This is a genomic window from Luteimonas panaciterrae (assembly GCF_020511115.1).
GTDB classification, from domain to species: domain Bacteria; phylum Pseudomonadota; class Gammaproteobacteria; order Xanthomonadales; family Xanthomonadaceae; genus Luteimonas; species Luteimonas panaciterrae.
In genome coordinates this window covers 491795-507410 of record NZ_JAJAVH010000007.1, presented here as the reverse complement: position 1 = coordinate 507410, position 15616 = coordinate 491795, and the positions used below count along the sequence as shown (strand labels likewise).

Below are 15616 nucleotides of genomic sequence, written 5' to 3'. Positions count from 1 at the left end.
CGCCGCATGACTGATCTCCCGGTCGTGCTGCTGCCGGTCGGGGCCGACGACGTCGCGCTCGACACCTGTCTCGGCGCGCTCGAAGCCAACACGCCCGCCGGCACGCAGGTCTGGCTGGCGGACGATGCGCAATGCGGTCCGCGCGGCTATGCCGTGATCGAGCGCTGGATCGCGCAGACCAGATTGTCCGCCGACTACACGCGCCGGCAGCGATCGATCGGACAGGTCGCGCACCTCGACGAAATGCTCAAGGCCTGCGGCGATGCCGATGTCATCGTGCTCGCGCCGGATGCGATCCCGATGCCGGGATGGGCGATGCAGCTGACGGCGTGCTTCGCGCGCGATGCCTCGATCGCCACCGCCACGCCCTGGTGCAACGCCGGCGAAACCGCGGCGTGGCCGCGTTGCGGCGAGATCGCGCCGATTCCCGAGGATCCGGAACGAATCGCGCGCGCGGCCGCTGCGATGGCGCCGCGGCATCCGGAGTTGCCCGCGGCGGTCGATCATGCCGTGCTCTTGCGTGGGCGCGCGCGGGCCAAGGCGGGCGGGCTCGATGCGACCACGTATGCCTCGTGGTATGCCGCACTGATCGATCTGTCGTTGCGCTTGTCGGGACTCGGCTGGCGCAATGCCTTGTGCGAAACCGCTTTCGTCGCGCGTGGCGGCGAGGGCGGCCCGGCCGATGGCGACCTGGATGCCCTGGCCACGCGCTGGCCGGGATGGCATGCGCGGTTGGCCGGCTTCCTGATGAACGATCCGCTGTACGCGATGCGCGATGCGCTTGCCCGCTTGCAGGCTGGTCTTGCTTCGTCTCCCGCGCAGCACGATCTGTTCGGCCCGCTCGCGGAAATCGACACGGCGCCTGCGGCGAGTACGAGTGTTGCAAAGGAGGCGCCGGCGGCGGAAGCGGACGAGGAGGGCGTGTCATGACGGCTCTGGGAATCGCCGCCGTCGTCGTCACCCACGAAAGCGCCTCCACCATCGACGACTGCCTGACCCGGCTGCGCCAAAGCGAAGGGATTTCCCAGATCCGCGTCGTCGACAACGACTCGCGCGATGGCACGCTCGCCATCGTGCAGCGGCACGCCGCGACGGATGCGCGCGTGCATTTCATCGGCAATCCGCACAACCCCGGGTTTTCCGTCGGTTGCAATCAGGGCGCGCGTGATTGCGACGCGCCCTGGCTGGCATTCGTCAATCCCGATTGCCTGGTGGAAGCGGACACGCTGGCGCGATTGCTCGCGCATGCTCGTGGCGGCGAGGCCGAAATGCTGGTGGGCGCCGATCTGGTCGACGAGTCGGGCGTGCGCGATGGCGCCGCGCGTCGTCGCGATCCCGATTTCGGCGCGATGCTGAAAGGCGCGATCGGCGGAGGTGGCAAACGCCCGCTCGATGTGTCGCCCGATGATAATCAGGTCTTGCAGCATGTCAATGCCGTGTCGGGCGCCTTGATGCTGCTTCCGCGCACGCTGTTCGATCGTGTCGGCGGCTTCGATGAGGGTTATCGCCTGCACGCGGAGGATCTCGATCTATGCCGGCGCGTGCGAATGGCCGGTGCATCGGTGGCGGTCGCGAACGACGTGCGCGTCGTGCATGTGCGCGGCGTTTCCAGTCGCGCGCGGCCATTCTTCGTGGAATGGCACAAGCATCGCGGCTTGTGGCGTTATTTCCGGAAGTTCGAAGCGCCCCGGCGCAATCTTTTCAGCCGGATGGCGATCTGGATGGCGATCTGGGCCAGGTTTCTACCAGCGACCTTGCGTGCTCTGAAGTGAGCATGCGCGTGGACGATCGTCGACACGCGCGATGAAAGCTTTGGGTGTTGCCGCAGCCGACCCCCTGTTTGCAAGCCGGCCACGGCAATTCGTCATAGCGATATCACCGACGAATGATCAGCCTGTAACGGGAGTTGGTGGTGGTCGTGCCGTTGCTGTTGAACGTGGTCGAGTACAAGGTCTCGTCGATGGCAACGACGATCCAGCCACCTTGGGCGAGCTGGGACAGCGTGTATTGGGCAGTCGAATTGCAGGTGTACTTCGTCGCGTTGGTCAGCTGCGGATAAGTCACGGTTCCGGAAGGGGTGCCGCCGGAACTCTGACTGAAGAGAGAGCTGTAGCAAAGCAGGGCGTCGGCGGCCTGCGCGTTCGCGGAAACCGCGAACAACGACGATACAGCCAGTGCAGCGGTGACAAAGATTCTTTTCATGACGATAATTCCTTTAAGGGTCCGGGTGAGGCGCCAACCATTGGCGCCGAAAGTATAGAGCAGCGCGATTCCCCATTCACCAGACTTTTAGCGGGTTTCCAGGCGGTCGCGATGCGGGCGGACGGGAGGGGCAGTGATACGTGACATCCTCAAAATGGGTGACCCCCGTCTCCTCCGGGTCGCTGAGCCTGTTCCGGCGTTCGGCACCCCGGAACTGGATGCCCTGATCGCCGACATGTTCGACACCATGCATGCCGCCGGCGGCGTCGGGTTGGCCGCGCCGCAGATCGGCGTGAACCTGCAACTGGTGATCTTCGGGTTCGAACACAGCGACCGCTATCCCGACGCGCCGCCGGTGCCGCGCACGATCCTGCTCAATCCGACGATCGAGCCACTGTCGGAGGAAAAAGCGGACGGGTGGGAAGGCTGCCTGTCCGTTCCCGGGCTGCGCGGGGTGGTGCCAAGGTTCCGGCACATCCGATATCGCGGGTTCGACCCGTCGGGTGCGCCGATCGAGCGCGAGGCCGAGGATTTCCATGCGCGCGTGGTGCAGCACGAATGCGATCACCTGATCGGCCGGCTGTATCCATCTCGGATCGAGGATTTCGCCCAGTTCGGGTTTACCGAGATTCTATTCCCCGGTCTCGATCCCAATAGCGACGATTGAATCGCTTTCCGTTGTCGAGGTGGAAAGTGGTGCTTACCGGTATCGGTTGATCTCGTCACGCAGTGCCTTGGCCGTGGTCGCGGCGGCATCGGCATAGTCGTCTTTCGCGGAGGCATAGAGGATCGCCCGCGAGCTGCTGACGATCAGGCCGGTGCCGTCAGCCGTGGCGCCGTTCTTCATCACCGCTTCGACATCGCCGCCTTGTGCGCCGATCCCAGGAACGAGGAATGGAACGTCACCGACGATCGCACGCACTTCCTTCAGCTGTGCCGGCCAGGTCGCGCCCACGACCAGGGCGCAGTTGCCGTGGGTGTTCCACTCGCTGGCGACTTTCGCGGCGACGTGCTGGTAAAGCGGACGTTCCTTGCCGTCGCTGCCGCGGACGGGCAGGTCCTGCAAATCGCCCGCGCCGGGATTGGAGGTGCGGCACAGGATCACCACGCCCTTGTCGGCGCGATCCAGGAACGGCCGCAGCGAATCATGGCCGAGATAGGGATTGGCGGTGACCGCGTCGGCACCGTAGCGGTCGAACGCCTCGCCCGCGTACTGCTGCGCGGTGCTGCCGATATCGCCGCGCTTGGCATCCAGGATCACCGGAATGTTGGGATGGCGCGCGTGGATGTGCGCGATCAGTCGTGACAGCGCGTCTTCGGCGCCGAGCGCGGCGAAGTGCGCGATCTGCGGCTTGAACGCGCAGGCATAGTCGGCCGTGGCGTCGATGATGTCGCGGTTGAAGGAAAACACTGCATCGTCGTCGCCGGAGAATTTCGCGGGAAACTTCGCAGGCTCGGGATCGAGGCCGACGCAGACCAGGGTGCCGGCTTGTTGCCAGCGTTGGCGCAATGCGTGCATGAAGTTCATGGGAGCAACTCCTGGAGTCGATATCAATGTCGATGCGAGGCGATGATGCCGATGGCTGGTGCCGTTGCCTGCAAAACGCTTGCTTGTAAAAACGGGACCGTCGCCGGTCCCGTTCGCTGTTGACTCACTTCAGCGCCTTGAAGCGCAACCGGTGCGGACCGGCATCGTCGCCGAAGCGGCGCTTCTTGTCTTCCTCGTATTCGCGATAGTTGCCCTGGAAGAACTCCACGTGCGAATCGCCCTCGAAGGCGAGGATGTGCGTGGCGATGCGGTCCAGGAACCAGCGGTCGTGCGAGATGACGAACGTGTTGCCGGGGAATTCCAGCAATGCGTCTTCCAGCGCGCGCAGGGTTTCGATGTCGAGGTCGTTCGACGGTTCGTCGAGCAGCAGCACGTTGCCGCCCTGCAGCAGCGTCTTGGCCATGTGCAGGCGGCCGCGTTCGCCGCCCGACAGCGTACCGACGAGCTTCTGCTGATCCTGGCCCTTGAAGTTGAAGCGGCCGATATAGGCGCGCGACTGGATCTCGATGCCGTTGATGTTGAGGATGTCCAGGCCGCCGGAGACTTCCTGGAACACGTTGTGGTTACCGGTCAGAGCCTCGCGGCTCTGGTCGACGTAGGCCAGCTTCACGGTCGGGCCGGTTTCGATCGTGCCCGAGTCCGGCTTCTCCTTGCCCGTGATCATCTTGAACAGCGTCGACTTGCCGGCGCCGTTCGGGCCGATGATGCCGACGATCGCGCCGGGGGGCACGCTGAAGCTGAGGTCGTCGATCAGCAGGCGGTCGCCGAACTTCTTGCTGACGTTCTTGAACTCGATGACCTTGTTGCCCAGGCGTTCGCCCGGCGGAATGAAGATCTCGTTGGTCTCGTTGCGCTTCTGGTAATCGACCGACTGCAGTTCCTCGATGCGGGACAGGCGCGCCTTGCCCTTGGAACGGCCGCCCTTGGCATTCTGCCGCGCCCACTCCAGTTCTTTGGCGATCGCCTTTTGGCGCGCTTTTTCCTGGCCCTCTTCCTGCTTCAGGCGTTCTTCTTTCTGGACGAGCCAGTCGGTGTAGTTGCCCTTCCACGGAATGCCGCGGCCGCGGTCGAGTTCAAGAATCCACTCGGCGGCGTTGTCGAGGAAGTAGCGGTCGTGGGTGACCGCCACCACGGTGCCGGTGTAGCGGGCCAGGAACTGTTCCAGCCATTCGACCGATTCGGCGTCGAGGTGGTTGGTTGGTTCGTCCAGCAGCAGCATGTCGGGCTTCTGCAGCAGTAGCTGGCACAGCGCGACGCGGCGCTTCTCGCCGCCCGAGAGGTTGCCGACCACAGCGTCCCACGGTGGCAGGCGCAGCGCATCGGCGGCGACTTCGAGCTGGTTTTCCAGTGTGTGCGCGTCGCCGGCGGCGAGGATTGATTCCAGGCGCTGCTGTTCGGCGGCGAGCTTGTCGAAATCGGCGCCTTCCTCGGCATAGGCGGCGTAGACCGCGTCCAGCGCCGCCTGCGCGTTGATGATCTCGCCCAGGCCGACTTCCACGGCCTGGCGCACGGTGTGGGCCGGATCCAGCTGCGGCTCCTGGGCCAGGTAGCCGACCTTGATGCCATTGGCCGGACGTGCTTCACCAGTGAAGTCCTGGTCGACGCCGGCCATGATCTTCAGCACGGTCGACTTGCCGGCGCCGTTCAGGCCCAGCAGGCCGATCTTGGCGCCGGGGAAGAACGACAGCGAGATGTCCTTGATGATTTGACGTTTCGGCGGCACGGTCTTGCTGACGCCGTTCATGGTGTAGATGTATTGCATGCGGGGTTCCGATACAGCCCGCGCCCGCGGCGGGGCCGGCGGGCGAGCTGGAAGGTTGGGAAGTCAGGATTATAGCCGGTGCGCCCTCGCCGGGCCGTTCGTCTGCACGCCATCTGAACCGGTTTATAGGCGGCCTGGGTGGGACCGGTTCGGGAAAGTGGCGATTCAGTTGCCCTCTCCGATAGTGTTCCCAACCAGATCCCACCCGGGAGAACGACATGATGCGGAAACTGCTTGGATTCACGGCGCCGTTGCTGCTTGCGCTGATGGCGACCGCGCCGACCGCCCTCGCGCGCGATGGCTGGCGCGAGCACGGCGATGGCCGCTACGAGCGCCATGACGGCCGCCAGGAGCGTTGGCGCGATCACCGCGGCAATGATGACCGTGGCGATTGGCGCCGTGATCGCCACGGACGCGATCGCGATGACGATCGGCGCTACTACGGCCGATACGACGACAGGCGGTCTTATCGTGACGGACGTTATTACGGCGATCGCGATTACGGCCGCCGCTACTACGCGCCTCCGGTACGCGTGATCCACCACGACTATCGCCCCGGCCCGCCCTATGGCCGCGCCTACGGCTATCACGGTTACGGCCCGCCGCGCTGGGCGCGTGGCACCCGCTATTACGACCGCGGCTACGGCCCGACCTATGTGGTCACCGATTACGGGCGCTACGGCCTGCGGCACCCGCCGTACGGCTACCGCTGGCGCCGCAGCGATGCCGGCGATTTCCTGCTGGTGGCCATCGCCACCGGCGTCATCGCCGACCTGATCCTGCACAACTAAGGCGAAGCCGGCATCCGGAACGAAGAAAGCGCGCCCAGGGCGCGCTTTCTTTTTGCTCGTCATTCCGGCGAAAGCCGGAATCCAGCTTTTCCCTAGATCCAGACGATCAACGCCACCACCAGCACGATCCCGAGGTATTTCAGCGCGTAGTACGTGAACTTGCTGCGCTTGCGCAGCTCCTTGGTCTTCAGCCGCACCGCGTAGAAATACTTGAACAGCTTGTTGATCACGCCGGTCTTGTCGCCCTCCATGTTGGGGGACGCACCGGCGGCGATGAAGTTCTTGCCGACGAAGTGGTTGAGCCACTGCGCCCAGCGGTATTTCATCGGGCGCTCGATGTCGCAGAACAGGATGGTCCGGTTCTGGTCCGAGCCGTTCTGCGCCCAGTGGATGTAGGTTTCGTCGAACATGGTCCACTCGCCGTCGCGCCAGCTGTAGCGGGTACCGTCCACATCGATGAAGCAGGCGTCGTCGTTGGGCGTTTCCAGGCCGAGGTGCAGGCGCAGCGAGCCGGCGAAGGGGTCACGGTGCTTGCGCAATTCGGAACCCGGCGGCAGTTCGGTGAACATCGCCGCCTTCACGCTCGGAATGGCGCGCAGCAGCTCGGTGGTGCGCGGACACAGTTCGGCGGCCGAAGGATGCGCGTCGTCGTACCACTTCAGGTAGAAGCGCTTCCAGCCGCGGCGGAAGAAGGAATTGAAGCCGACGTCGTTGTAGCCGTCGGCGGCCTTGATGTGCTGCATCTCGCGCAGATGCCGCGCTTCCTCGCGGATGACCTGCCAGTGGCCGCGCAGCGTCTCAAGCTCGGGGAAATGCTTGCCGGGGTCGATGAAGGCCGTCGTCGGCACGCGCGAGAACGCGTACATCAACACGTTGATCGGTGCCATGAACGTGGAGTGGTCGAGCAGCTGCCGGCCCACGCGATGGCGCACCTTGCCGCGGAAATGCACGTAGAGCGCACTGGCGACGAACAAAAAGACGAAAACCCATTTCACGACGTGAACTCTGGACCAGAGGGAGAAGGAGGGCGGGCGCGTCGCCCGACGGGTCTGGCTGGCGAAGAGCTTGCCGACCGCATTTTAAAGGCCTGCCCCGGTGTCTGGGGCGGATCATATTGTTTTGCAAGGGGGATGAATCAGTGCCGCACGGCACGGTTGGCGCCGTCTGGAGGCGGTGGAAGGGGCGATGAGCACCCCGCGACCCTATGACGGCGTCCCGCGCCCTGCGATACTTGAAAACCCCCGTCCGCGCCGATGTTCCAGGCGCCAAACCCCCGCCCGAGGTCCCGAATGTTCTCCAGCAGCGCCCGCATCGCCGGTTTCGACGACGAACTCGCCCAAGCCATCGCCAATGAGGTGCGCCGCCAGGAGGATCACGTCGAGCTGATCGCCTCGGAAAACTACGCCAGCCCGCGGGTGATGGAAGCGCAGGGCAGCGTGCTGACCAACAAGTATGCCGAAGGCTATCCGGGCAAGCGCTACTACGGCGGCTGCGAATACGTCGACGTGGCCGAGCAATTGGCCATCGACCGCATCAAGCAGCTGTTCGGTGCGGACTACGCCAACGTGCAGCCGCATTCAGGCTCGCAGGCCAACCAGGCGGTGTATTTCGCGCTGCTCAATCCCGGCGACACCATCCTCGGCATGTCGCTGGCGCACGGCGGCCATCTCACCCACGGCGCCAAGGTCAATCTCTCCGGCAAGATCCTCAACGCCGTGCAGTACGGCGTGAACGACGAGGGCCTGATCGATTACAACGAAGTCGAGCGCCTCGCTCTCGAACACAAGCCGAAGATGGTGGTGGCTGGCTTCAGCGCCTATTCGCAGGTGGTGGACTGGGCGCGCTTCCGCGCCATCGCCGACAAGATCGGCGCCTATCTCTTCGTCGACATGGCGCACGTCGCCGGCCTGATCGCCGCCGGCGTGTATCCGAGCCCGCTGCCGCACGCGCACGTGGTCACCTCGACCACGCACAAGACCCTGCGCGGCCCGCGCGGCGGCATCATCGTCGCCAGCCGCGCCGCGATGGGCGAGGCGGCCGAGGAGATCGAGAAGAAGCTGCAGTCGATCGTCTTCCCCGGCATCCAGGGCGGCCCGCTGATGCACGTGATCGCCGCCAAGGCGGTCGCCTTCAAGGAAGCGCTGGAGCCCGAATTCAAGGCTTACCAGCAGCAGGTGGTGAAGAACGCGCAGGCGATGGCCGAGACCATCATCAAGCGCGGCTACAAGATCGTCTCCGGCGGCACGCAGAACCATCTGATGCTCGTCGACATGATCGGCAAGGGCATCACCGGCAAGGACGCGGAAGCCGCGCTCGGCAAGGCGCATATCACCGTCAACAAGAATGCCGTGCCGAACGATCCGCAGAAGCCTTTCGTCACCTCGGGCCTGCGCATCGGCACGCCGGCGGTGACCACGCGCGGCTACAAGGAGCCGGATTGCGTGGCGCTGGCGAACTGGATCTGCGACGTGCTGGACAATCCGAAGGATGAGAATGTGATCGCGGGCGTGCGCGAGAACGTGACCAAGCAGTGTCAGCAGTTCCCAGTGTACGGTTGAGACCTGACAACGCCAGAACCCCGGAGTTTTAGACACCACGAATGCATTGCCCCTTCTGCCAGCACCAGGACACCCGCGTGATCGACTCGCGCGTCAGCGACGACGGCGCGACGATCCGCCGTCGCCGCGAGTGCGAGGCCTGCGGCGAGCGCTTCAGCACGCTGGAGACGGTGGAAATCAAGATGCCGGTGATCATCAAGGGCGATGGCCGGCGCGAACCGTTCGATGCCAAGAAACTGCGCCGCGGCTTCGACCGCGCGCTGCACAAGCGGCCGGTGTCGGAGGAGCAGATCGAGGCGGCGGTGCGCGCTGTCGTGCACCAGTCGCGCATGACCACCGAGCGCGAGCTGCCGTCGCGCCGCGTCGGCGAGTTCGTGATGGCGGAGCTGCGCAAGCTCGATCATGTCGCGTTCGTGCGCTTCGCGTCCGTCTATCGCTCGTTCGAGGACGTGGCCGATTTCCGCGAGGAACTCGACCGGCTCGAGCGCGATCTTCCCGGCGAAGGACAGCTGCCGCTGCTCGGCGGGGACGTGGTGCCGTTCGACAAGAACGTCGACAAGAACAAGAAACGCTAGATATTTCCCTTCTCCCTCCGGGAGAAGGTGCCCCGCAGGGGCGGATGAGGGAAGAAGAATTCCGGCCCGCGGGAATCTCCCCCCGGCAAGTGATTTCCACGCCCTCATCCGGCGCTACGCGCCACCTTCTCCCGAAAGGAGAAGGGAAAGCAGAGGAGTTGCGATATGACCGGATTCACCGCAACAGACCACGCGATGATGGCGCGCGCGCTGCGCCTGGCCGAGCGTGGCGCCTACACCACCAAGCCCAATCCGATGGTCGGCTGCGTGCTCGTCCAGAGCGATCGCGTGGTCGGCGAGGGCTGGCATCAGCGCAAGGGCGGGCCGCACGCGGAAGTGTTCGCGTTGCAGGCGGCGGGCGAGCAGGCGCGTGGCGCCACCGCCTACGTCACGCTGGAACCCTGCGCGCACACCGGCAGCACCGGGCCCTGCGCCGATGCGCTGATCGCGGCGGGTGTGTCGCGCGTGGTGGCGGCGATGCGTGATCCGTTCCCGCAAGTGGATGGCAAAGGTTTCGACAAGCTGCTTGCCGCCGGCATCGCCGTCGACTCGGGACTGATGGAAGCGCAGGCGCGTGCCCTGAATCGCGCCTTCCTGTCGCGCGTCGAGCGTGGCCGGCCCTGGGTGCGGGTGAAACTGGCGACCAGTCTCGACGGCCGCACGGCGATGGCCAATGGCGAGTCGAAGTGGATCAGCGGCGAAGGCTCGCGCCAGGACGTGATGCGCTGGCGCGCGCGCAGCGGCGCGATCCTGACCGGCTCCGGCACCGTGCTGGCGGACGATCCGCAGCTGACGGTGCGCTTCGACGAGGTAACCGAATTCGTGGCGCCAATGCGTGTTGTGCTCGATCCGGGCCTCGCAACCATCGCGCGCGGCCGCGTGCGCGAGGGCGACGCGCCGACGCTCTACCTGCATGCACCCGACGCCAAGCTGCCGCGTGGTTTCACGGTGTCGCACGCCGCGGTGAAGCAGCGGGATGGTTCGCTCGATCTGGCCGCCGTGCTGGCGCTGCTGGCCGAGCGCGACATCGGCGAAGTGCAGGTGGAAGCCGGCGCCACGCTGGCGGGTGCGTTCCTGCGGGCGGGCTTGGTGGACGAGCTGCTGCTCTACGTGGCGCCGGTGTTGCTCGGCGCGCAGGCGCGGCCGTTGTTCGACGGTCTGTCGATCGAGACGATGGCGGAGCGTCTGCGCTTGCGCACGGTGGATACACGCCGCTTAGGCGACGACATGCGTCTGCTCCTGCAGCCGGAACAGGCGGCATGAGCGCAGGAAATCCTGCTTTCAAGGATCATTTCTCCACCGTCGCCGCCGATTACGCGGCGGCGCGGCCGGAATATCCGCAGGCACTGTTCAGCTGGATCGCCACCATCGCGCCCGCGCGTGGGCAGGTGTGGGAGGCCGGTTGCGGCAGCGGGCAAGCCAGTCGCGATCTGGCGGCGCATTTCGATGCGGTGTTCGCCACCGATCCGAGCGCGGCGCAGATCGCGCAGGCGTCGGGACCATCGAACGTGACCTTCGCCGTCGAGCCCGGCGAGCGCTGCGGCCTGCCGGATGCCAGCGTCGACGCCATCTGCGTGGCGCAGGCGCTGCACTGGTTCGACCGCGAGACCTTCTTCGCCGAATGCGAGCGCGTACTGCGTCCCGGCGGCGTGCTGGTGGCATGGGGTTATCAGGACATCGTCGTGCCGCCGGCACTGGCGGCGGCGAATGCGGGGTTCCAGGACGCGATCCGCGACTACTGGCCGCCGGAACGGGCCCTGGTCGACGAAGCCTATGCTGGGTTCCGCTGGCCGTTCGATCCGGTCGATGCGCCGGATTTCACATTGGAGGCGGACTGGTCGCTGGCGCGCCTGCTCGGCTATTTCTCCAGCTATTCGGCGACCAAGCGCTACCGCGAAAGCCACGGCCTCGACCCCGTCGCCGCCCGCGCGGACGGGTTCGCCGCGGCCTGGGGCGAGGCTGCCGCAACACAGCGTCTCCACTGGCCGCTGTTCGTTCACGCTCGCCGCAAACCGGTCGGGTGATAGGATGCGCGGGCCGGTTCGCCGGCCTGGCTTCACACACAACATTGAAACGTCTTCAGGGCGGGGCGAAATTCCCCACCGGCGGTAGGTGACGGCGACGCTGGTTTTCCAGGTCGCGTCACGAGCCCGCGAGCGCTTCCGCGGTTGGCATGCGAATTCTTCGCAAACGCCGCGAAAGGTCAGCAGACCCGGTCGAATGCCGGGGCCGACGGTTAGAGTCCGGATGAAAGAAGACGGCATCGCGCGGCCCATGGCTGCGCGCGTGCCTTCGCGTCCCGAGGCGTATGCGGGTCCCTCCGCAAGAGCCCGCACACCTTACCGCGTTGATGACGCGGTTCGATGTGCGGACTTTCCAAGCCACTTCGGAACGCGACAGCTATGTTCACAGGACTCATCGAAGGCGTCGGCACCCTGGCCGCACGCGACACGCGCGGCGGCGACGCCCGTTTGCGCATCCACGCTGGTACGCTGCCGTTCGAAGGCGTGGCGCTTGGCGAAAGCATCTCGGTCAACGGTGTCTGCCTGACCGTGATCGCGTTCGACGAAACCGGCTTCGAAGCCGATGCCTCCAACGAAACGCTGTCGCTGACCACGCTCGGGCAGTTGCCGGTCGGGCGCGCGGTGAATCTGGAGCGCGCGATGCGTCCGAACGATCGCCTCGGCGGCCATCTTGTCAGCGGCCATGTCGACGGCGTCGGCCGCGTGCTCGACGTGCGCGAGGATGCGCGCGCGCAGCGCTGGCGCTTCGCCGCGCCGAAGCCATTGTCGAAATACATCGCCCAGAAGGGATCGATCTGCGTCGACGGCGTCAGCTTGACGGTGAACGGCGTCGGCGATGAAGGTTTCGACGTGGCGCTGATCCCGCACACGGTGTCGCACACCGCGTTTTCGCAAACGCGGGTGGGCGATGCGGTGAATCTCGAAGTCGACTTGGTGGCGCGCTACGTCGAGCGTCTGCTGTCGGCGAAGGAGGGCGCATGAGCTTCGCCCCTATCGCCGAGTTGCTGGAGGAGCTGCGCGCCGGCCGCATGGTCGTCATCGTCGACGACGAGGATCGCGAGAACGAAGGCGATCTGATCATGGCCGCAGAGTTGGTGCGGCCTTCCGACATCAACTTCATGGTCACGCACGCGCGCGGGCTGGTGTGCCTCTCGCTCACGCGCGAACGCTGCCACCAGCTCGGCCTGCCGCCGATGGTGCAGGCCAATACCTCCACGCACCACACCAATTTCACGGTCAGCATCGAGGCCGCCGAGGGTGTCACCACTGGCATCTCCGCCTACGACCGCGCCCACACCATCCGCACCGCGGTGCGGCCGGACGCGCAGCCGCGTGATCTGGCCCAGCCCGGCCACATCTTCCCGCTGACCTCGCAGCCAGGCGGCGTGCTGACGCGCGCCGGCCACACCGAAGCCGCCACCGATCTGGCCATGCTGGCGGGCCTGGAACCGGCCGGCGTGCTGGTGGAAATCCTCAACGCCGACGGCAGCATGGCGCGCCGGCCGGAACTGGAGGTATTCGCGCGCGAGCACGGCCTGAAGATGGGCTCGATCGAGGACCTGATCCGCTACCGGCTCGAAACCGAGCACACCGTCGAACGCGTCGACGCGCGTGAGATCGAGACCGAGCACGGGCCGTTCCAGCTGGTCACCTATCGTGACCGGGTCAGCCACGCCCTGCATTTCGCGCTGCTGCGCGGCGAAGTGGACGCAAGCACCCCGACCCTGGTGCGCGTGCACATGCACAACCCGCTGGCCGATGCCTTGCGCTGGCGTCGCGCCGATTTCGGGCCGGCGGTGGGCGATGTGCTCGCGGCGATCGCCGCCGAGGGCCGTGGCGCGCTGGTGCTGCTCGACGAGCCGCAGTCCTCGGATGCCTTGCTCGCGCGCATCCGCGAGGAATCCCCGCATGCCGCCGCCGGCAAAAGCCGCGCCGGCGCCCTGGCGGAATGGCGCCGCAACGGCGCGGGCGGGCAGATCCTGGCGGATCTGGGCCTGGGCAAGCTGCGCGTGCTCGGCACTCCGCGCAAGCAGGTCGGCCTGGCCGGGTTCGGGCTGGAGGTCGTGGAATACCTCGAACCGTAAAATAGCTCGCTGCCTGTCATTTCCTCCTGTGTGGGAGCGGCGGGCGGTTGGTGTCCCGACCCACACGCTACACTTCCCCCAACGACTTCCTTTCTTTTTCCCATGACCCACCACGAAGGCGACCTGCGCGCCCCCGAAGGCGCGCGTTTCGCGATCATCGCCAGCCGCTGGAATCCGCGCATCACCGATGCGCTGGTGGCCGGCGCGCGCAAGACCTTCGCCGACCACGGCGTCCCCGACGAGTCGATCGACGTGGTCCGCGTGCCCGGCGCCTGGGAAATCCCGCTGGCCGCCTCGCGCCTCGCCGCTGCCGGCGCGCATCGCGCGATCGTCGCGCTCGGCTGCGTGGTGCGTGGCGATACCCGCCACTACGAACACGTCGCCGACCGCTGTGCCGACGGGCTGATGCGCATCAGCCTCGACTACGGCGTGCCCGTGGCCAATGGCGTGCTCGCGGTCGACGATCTCGTCGATGCCGAGAACCGCGCCGGCGGCAGCCACGGCAACAAGGGCGAGGAATGCGCCCTGGTCGCCATCGAGATGGCCAGCCTGACGGAGAAGCTGCGTTGAGCCGGGACGAGTCTCGCAACCGCGGCCGCGGCGGACATCGCAGCCGCGACGGCGTCGACCACGTCGCGCGTTCGCGTTCGCGCAGCCGCGCACTGCAGGCGGTCTACGCGATGCAGCTCTCCGGCGCCGACGTGAAGAACGTGATCGCGCAGTTCGCGCACGAGCAGGCGCACGAAGTCGCCGATCTCGAATATTTCGAGGACCTGGTGCACGGCGTCGACAAGCACTATCGCGAACTGGACGCGGCGCTGGCGCCGTTCCTGGATCGCGGCATCGAGGACGTCGATCCGATCGAGCGCGCCATGCTGCGCATCGCCGCCTACGAACTGCAGCATCGCATCGACGTGCCGTATCGCGTGATCATCGACGAGGCGGTGAAGACAGTGAAGCGTTTCGGCTCCGAACACGGCCACACCTACGTCAACGGCGTGCTCGATCATGCCGCGGCGGAATGGCGCGCCGTCGAGGCGAAAGCGCCGCGCTCCTAGCGCGTGCGGGAGTTCCGGCCCGTGAGCGCGGAATTCGATCTCATCGCAAGAATCCGCGAACGCGTCGCTGTCAGAAGCGACGTGGTGCTGGGGATCGGCGACGATGCCGCGCTCCTGGCCGTGCCGGCCGGAATGCAGCTCGTCGTGGCGATGGACACGCTCAACGCGGGCGTGCATTTCCCCGCGGAAACCGCGCCCGCCGACATCGGCTGGAAATCGCTGGCGGTGAATCTTTCCGATCTCACCGCGATGGGTGCGCGGCCCGCGTGGTGCACCTTGTCGTTGTCGCTGCCGGAAGGCGAGGCGGCTTGGGTCGATGGATTCCTCGACGGTTTTCTCGCGCTCGCGGCGCGGCATGACGTGGCCTTGGTCGGCGGCGACACCACGCGCGGGCCGCTGTCGGTGTGCGTGACGGCGCATGGATTCGTCGAGCCCGGCAAGGCGCTGCGCCGCGACGGTGCGCGGGTCGGCGACGATGTGTGGGTGACCGGGACATTGGGCGATGCCGCCGCCGCGCTGGCGCAGTGGCGGAAGGGCACGGCCATCGACGAAACACTGCGCGTGCGTCTCGACCGGCCCGAGCCGCGCGTGGCGGCCGGCCTGGCATTGTCCGGCCTGGCGCATGCCTGTATCGATGTCTCCGACGGATTGTTGTCCGATCTCGGGCACATCTGCGAAGCGAGTGGCGTCGGGGCTGATGTCGAAATCGATGCGTTGCCGGCATCGCCTGCGCTGCGATCCACGTTCGATGTCGCGACGCGGCGCGTGCTGCAGGCCAGTGGGGGCGATGATTACGAGTTGTGCTTCACGGCGGCAGTGGATGTGCGCGATGCAATCGAAGATGCTGTGCATCGGGATGATTTGGTTGCGACTCGGATCGGCCGCATCGTCGAAGCGCGACGCGTCAGTGCATTCGATATGCAGGGCCAGGCGTGGGTACCGGAAAAGACGGGCTACGCTCACTTCTGAGACCAGTGGCCTTTAGTTTTTGCTCGTCATTCCCGCGAAGGCGG

17 protein-coding genes and 1 riboswitch are annotated in these 15616 nt (G+C 66.2%); of the genes, 13 read left to right on the top strand and 4 right to left on the bottom strand.

The genetic code is table 11. The features are described from left to right. Positions 1 to 6: 6 nt before the first annotated feature. Both LG367_RS10345 and LG367_RS10340 read left to right on the top strand, forming a co-directional pair. On the top strand, positions 7 to 930 hold the full coding sequence (locus LG367_RS10345) for a glycosyltransferase (protein WP_226469149.1): 924 nt from the start codon (positions 7 to 9) through the stop codon (positions 928 to 930). Beyond that, entirely contained in the window at positions 927 to 1772 is an 846-nt protein-coding gene (locus LG367_RS10340) for a glycosyltransferase family 2 protein (RefSeq protein ID WP_226469148.1), read from the top strand. The genes LG367_RS10345 and LG367_RS10340 overlap by 4 nt, the downstream gene beginning before the upstream one ends. A gap of 103 nt (positions 1773 to 1875) precedes the next feature. On the opposite strand, the gene LG367_RS10335 is transcribed toward LG367_RS10340, so the two are convergent. After that, positions 1876 to 2202: a hypothetical protein gene (locus LG367_RS10335; RefSeq protein ID WP_226469147.1), complete on the bottom strand. Its 327-nt coding sequence runs from the start codon at positions 2200 to 2202 to the stop codon at positions 1876 to 1878. 133 nt (positions 2203 to 2335) lie between these two features. Here LG367_RS10335 and def point away from each other — a divergent pair, with 133 nt between their 5' ends. Further along, positions 2336 to 2869: a peptide deformylase gene (def, locus tag LG367_RS10330; protein WP_226469146.1), complete on the top strand. Its 534-nt coding sequence runs from the start codon at positions 2336 to 2338 to the stop codon at positions 2867 to 2869. A gap of 33 nt (positions 2870 to 2902) precedes the next feature. On the opposite strand, the gene pyrF is transcribed toward def, so the two are convergent. Then, positions 2903 to 3730: an orotidine-5'-phosphate decarboxylase gene (pyrF, locus tag LG367_RS10325; protein ID WP_226469145.1), complete on the bottom strand. Its 828-nt coding sequence runs from the start codon at positions 3728 to 3730 to the stop codon at positions 2903 to 2905. 124 nt (positions 3731 to 3854) lie between these two features. After that, complete coding sequence (ettA, locus tag LG367_RS10320; protein WP_226469144.1) at positions 3855 to 5513, bottom strand: energy-dependent translational throttle protein EttA; 1659 nt, start codon at positions 5511 to 5513, stop codon at positions 3855 to 3857. Positions 5514 to 5731: 218 nt separating this feature from the next. On the opposite strand from ettA, the gene LG367_RS10315 reads away from it, so the two are divergent. Next, positions 5732 to 6304 carry an RcnB family protein gene (locus tag LG367_RS10315; RefSeq protein ID WP_226469143.1) on the top strand — a complete coding sequence of 191 codons (573 nt, stop codon included), beginning with the start codon at positions 5732 to 5734 and terminating at the stop codon, positions 6302 to 6304. 92 nt (positions 6305 to 6396) lie between these two features. Here the strand turns inward: LG367_RS10315 and lpxO are convergent, their stop codons facing one another. Then, the gene (gene lpxO / locus LG367_RS10310; protein WP_226469142.1) at positions 6397 to 7299 is read right to left on the bottom strand and encodes a lipid A hydroxylase LpxO; all 903 of its coding nucleotides are present in this window, start codon (positions 7297 to 7299) and stop codon (positions 6397 to 6399) included. Between the two features lie 294 nt (positions 7300 to 7593). Between lpxO and glyA the strand changes: the two genes are divergently transcribed. The 9 genes from glyA to thiL all read left to right on the top strand — a co-directional run bounded on the left by glyA (position 7594) and on the right by thiL (position 15572). Then, complete coding sequence (gene glyA / locus LG367_RS10305; RefSeq protein ID WP_226469141.1) at positions 7594 to 8862, top strand: serine hydroxymethyltransferase; 1269 nt, start codon at positions 7594 to 7596, stop codon at positions 8860 to 8862. Between the two features lie 41 nt (positions 8863 to 8903). Continuing rightward, positions 8904 to 9437 (top strand): transcriptional regulator NrdR, encoded by a 534-nt coding sequence (gene nrdR, locus LG367_RS10300; RefSeq protein WP_226469140.1) that lies wholly within the window; start codon positions 8904 to 8906, stop codon positions 9435 to 9437. Between the two features lie 165 nt (positions 9438 to 9602). Then, positions 9603 to 10700 carry a bifunctional diaminohydroxyphosphoribosylaminopyrimidine deaminase/5-amino-6-(5-phosphoribosylamino)uracil reductase RibD gene (ribD, locus tag LG367_RS10295; RefSeq protein ID WP_226469139.1) on the top strand — a complete coding sequence of 366 codons (1098 nt, stop codon included), beginning with the start codon at positions 9603 to 9605 and terminating at the stop codon, positions 10698 to 10700. After that, positions 10697 to 11461, top strand: coding sequence for a class I SAM-dependent methyltransferase (locus LG367_RS10290; RefSeq protein ID WP_226469138.1), 765 nt, complete (start codon positions 10697 to 10699; stop codon positions 11459 to 11461). The genes ribD and LG367_RS10290 overlap by 4 nt, the downstream gene beginning before the upstream one ends. Positions 11462 to 11508: 47 nt before the next feature. Continuing rightward, a riboswitch (FMN riboswitch) is annotated at positions 11509 to 11700 on the top strand. Between the two features lie 139 nt (positions 11701 to 11839). Beyond that, on the top strand, positions 11840 to 12442 hold the full coding sequence (locus LG367_RS10285; RefSeq protein WP_226469137.1) for a riboflavin synthase: 603 nt from the start codon (positions 11840 to 11842) through the stop codon (positions 12440 to 12442). After that, positions 12439 to 13545 carry a 3,4-dihydroxy-2-butanone-4-phosphate synthase gene (gene ribB / locus LG367_RS10280; RefSeq protein ID WP_226469136.1) on the top strand — a complete coding sequence of 369 codons (1107 nt, stop codon included), beginning with the start codon at positions 12439 to 12441 and terminating at the stop codon, positions 13543 to 13545. The genes LG367_RS10285 and ribB overlap by 4 nt, the downstream gene beginning before the upstream one ends. A 102-nt stretch (positions 13546 to 13647) precedes the next feature. Next, positions 13648 to 14115: a 6,7-dimethyl-8-ribityllumazine synthase gene (ribH, locus tag LG367_RS10275; RefSeq protein WP_226469135.1), complete on the top strand. Its 468-nt coding sequence runs from the start codon at positions 13648 to 13650 to the stop codon at positions 14113 to 14115. Continuing rightward, positions 14112 to 14603, top strand: a complete 492-nt coding sequence (gene nusB, locus LG367_RS10270; RefSeq protein ID WP_226469134.1) for a transcription antitermination factor NusB — start codon at positions 14112 to 14114, stop codon at positions 14601 to 14603. Before ribH ends, nusB begins: the two co-directional genes overlap by 4 nt. Positions 14604 to 14624: 21 nt before the next feature. Continuing rightward, positions 14625 to 15572, top strand: coding sequence for a thiamine-phosphate kinase (thiL, locus tag LG367_RS10265; protein WP_226469133.1), 948 nt, complete (start codon positions 14625 to 14627; stop codon positions 15570 to 15572). The last annotated feature ends 44 nt before the right edge of the window (positions 15573 to 15616 follow it).